The organism is Caulobacter sp. B11, from assembly GCF_002737765.1.
In the GTDB taxonomy this organism is placed as follows: domain Bacteria; phylum Pseudomonadota; class Alphaproteobacteria; order Caulobacterales; family Caulobacteraceae; genus Caulobacter.
Window position 1 is genome coordinate 1 of sequence record NZ_PEGG01000258.1, and the last position, 2,773, is coordinate 2,773.

A 2,773-nucleotide genomic window follows, 5' to 3' on the forward strand; every position below is an offset into this window, starting at 1 on the left:
GCGTTCAGGGCCTTCCAGGCGGCCGCGTGACGGGGTTCGAAAGGGATGATGCGCATGGCTTCAGTATTGGCGGCCAAGCCGTGCTAGGCAAGGAACGAGGAGCTCGCCCGATGGTCCACCCGGTCTATGCCGACCTGCCCGTTACCATCTCGAAGAGATGAGCGGCCTGGCCCGCGACACCGGGGCCATCAATCTGGGCCAGGGCTTTCCCGACGATCCCGGCCCCCTGCCCCTGCGCCGCAAGGCCGCCCAGGCCCTGATCGAGGGCTCCAACCAGTATCCGCCCATGCGCGGCCTGCCCGCCCTGCGCCAGGCGGCGGCGGGGCATTATGCCCGCGTCCAGGGCCTGGATCTGGACTGGGGAGCAGGAGATCGTCGTCACCTCCGGGGCCACCGAGGCCCTGGCGGCGGCCTTCCTGTCGCTGATCAGCCCCGGCGACGAGGTGGTGCTGTTCCAGCCGCTCTATGACGCCTATCTGCCGATGGTGAAGCGGGCCGGCGGCGTGCCGCGACTGGTGCGTCTGGCGCCGCCGCACTGGCGGTTCGACCGGCCGATGCTGGAGGCGGTGTTCAGCGACCGCACGCGGCTGGTGGTGCTCAACAGCCCGCTCAATCCGGCCGGCTCGGTCGTCCCCGACGAGGATCTGGCCCTGCTGGCGGAGTTCTGCCGGCGCCACGACGCCATCGCCGTCTGCGACGAGGTCTGGGAGGGGGTGGTGTTCGACGGTCGGTCCCACCGGCCGCTGATCACCTTCCCGGGCATGCGCGACCGCTGCGTGAAGATCGGCTCGGCCGGCAAGCTGTTTGGCATGACCGGCTGGAAGGTCGGGTTCCTCTGCGCCGCCCCGCCCCTGACCCGCGCCCTGGCCGGCGCCCATCAGTTCCTGACCTTCACCACCCCGCCCAACCTGCAAACGGCCGTGGCCTTTGGCCTGGATGAGCCCGGCGACTGGTTCCAGACCATGCCGGCGGGCCTGCAAGCCTCGCGCGACCGGCTGTCCGCGGCGCTGTCGGCGGCCGGCTTCGCGGTCCTGCCCAGCGCCGGGACCTATTTCCTCAATATCGACCTGGCCGCCTCGGGCGTCGATGAGGACGATCGCACCTTCGCCCTGCGGGCGGTTCGCGACCACGGCGTGGCCAGCATCCCGGTCTCGGCCTTCTATGCCGAGGATCCGGTCCGCCACATCCTGCGCCTGTGCTTCGCCAAGGCCGACGACACCCTGGATGAAGGCGTAAGGCGCCTGGCGCGGGCGGCGGGCAAGACCTGAGCGACGCGCTCCCCGGCCTCTTAAGCGGAATTTGAGACCTTGCCGGCTAAGGTCGCCCCCAATGCACGCCCGCCGCAAGATCTATGGTCAGGAGAACCGGCCACTTGAGCCATCGGCCTTCGCGTCGATGCTGTCGGCGCACGAGGACCTGATCGCCGGACGACGCGGCGGCGCGCGGCTGATCGCCCGCTTCGTGGTCGCCCAGTCCAGGCGGTGCGACCTGCGCAAGCTGCCGGATTCCGACTTCACCGGCGCCGACCTCAGCGGCTCGACCTTTGTCGGGGCCGAGCTGCAGCGGGCCTCACTCTATTGCGCCAACCTGACTCGCTGCGATTTTCGCGGGGCGCGCCTCAATCGCGCCGACCTGCGCGGCGGCAAGTTCCACGGGGCTCAGCTGGCCGGGGCCGTGCTCGACGAGGCCGACATGCGGGCGGCGATCCTGTGCGTCGCCGACGACCTCCTCGGCCTCAAATGGATGGGCGGGTCGGCGCAGGTCAAAGGCGCCAGCCTCAACGGCGTCAATCTCGATGACGCCGAGGCCTTCGCCGTCGACTTCAGCAACTGCTCGCTGCGCGGGGCCAAGCTGCGCGGCGCCAACCTCAAGAACGCCATCTTCACCAACGCCAATCTGGACGGCGCCGATCTGTCCGGCGCGCGGCTCGAGGGCGCCAGCTTTCGCAACGCCATCCTGACCGGGGTCGATGTCGAGCAGCTCGGACTGTCGCCGGCGGCCACGGCGGGCTGCGTGCGCGATCCGACCCCCGCCGCCTGGGCCCGGCTCGACCACATCCTCGCCCAGGTCGCCCAAGGCGAGGCCTGGGTGACCAGCAACGGCCAGCACGGAAGCTCGGCGGTGCTCGACCGCCTCGACCTGCGGCCCGCCGCCACCGCCTTCGCCGGCAAGCGACTGGTGGGATTGAGCGCGCGCGGGGCCCTGGCCGTTCGGGTCGATTTCGCGGGGGCCGAACTGCCGGGGGCCAATTTCGACGACGCCGACCTGCGCGGCGCCAGCTTCAAGGGCGCGGATCTGCGCGGCGCCTCGTTCCGCCGGGCCAATCTGGCTCACGCCGTGTTCCAGGACGCCGACACCTCGGCCCTGCCCCTGCGCGACGGCCGCGCCCGTTCCGTGCAGCTGGACGGCGCGATCCTTGACGGGTCGGGCCTGCGCCGGCCCGGTCTCTAGCCGCCCTGGCAGGCGACTCTAGATCGTCGCGCCGCCGTCCACCACCAGCGCCTGGCCGGTCATGAAGCTGCCGGCCTGGGAGGCCAGATAGATCGCCGCCCCTGCCAGCTCGTCGGGCTCGCCGATCCGGCGCAGGGGCACGCCCTTGGTCGAGCGCTCCAGGGTGGCCGGATCGTCCCACAGCGCCTTGGCGAAGTCGGTCTTGATCAGGCCCGGCGCGATGCAGTTGACCCGCACATTGTCGGGTCCGAATTCGTGGCCAGGTTGCGGGCCAGCTGGAAGTCGGCGGCCTTGGAGATGTTGTAGGCCCCGATGATGGCCC

At 70.9% G+C, this 2,773-nt stretch carries 1 protein-coding gene and 2 pseudogenes; 2 read left to right on the plus strand and 1 reads right to left on the minus strand.

Annotated features, from left to right (window positions below; genetic code table 11):
- The first annotated feature begins 110 nt into the window (after window positions 1-110).
- Window positions 111-1,268: pseudogene (locus CSW58_RS10560) on the plus strand (aminotransferase).
- A gap of 61 nt (window positions 1,269-1,329) precedes the next feature.
- Window positions 1,330-2,451 carry a pentapeptide repeat-containing protein gene (locus CSW58_RS10565; protein ID WP_099447257.1) on the plus strand — a complete coding sequence of 374 codons (1,122 nt, stop codon included), beginning with the start codon at window positions 1,330-1,332 and terminating at the stop codon, window positions 2,449-2,451.
- Window positions 2,452-2,469: 18 nt separating this feature from the next.
- Here CSW58_RS10565 and CSW58_RS10570 read toward each other — a convergent pair.
- Window positions 2,470-2,773: pseudogene (locus tag CSW58_RS10570) on the minus strand (SDR family oxidoreductase); the annotation flags it as partial.

Bases quoted from the DNA above. Each gene is read 5' to 3' on its own strand.
- CSW58_RS10565 (WP_099447257.1), top strand. From the start codon at position 1,330: ATGCACGCCCGCCGCAAGATCTATGGTCAGGAGAACCGGCCACTTGAG.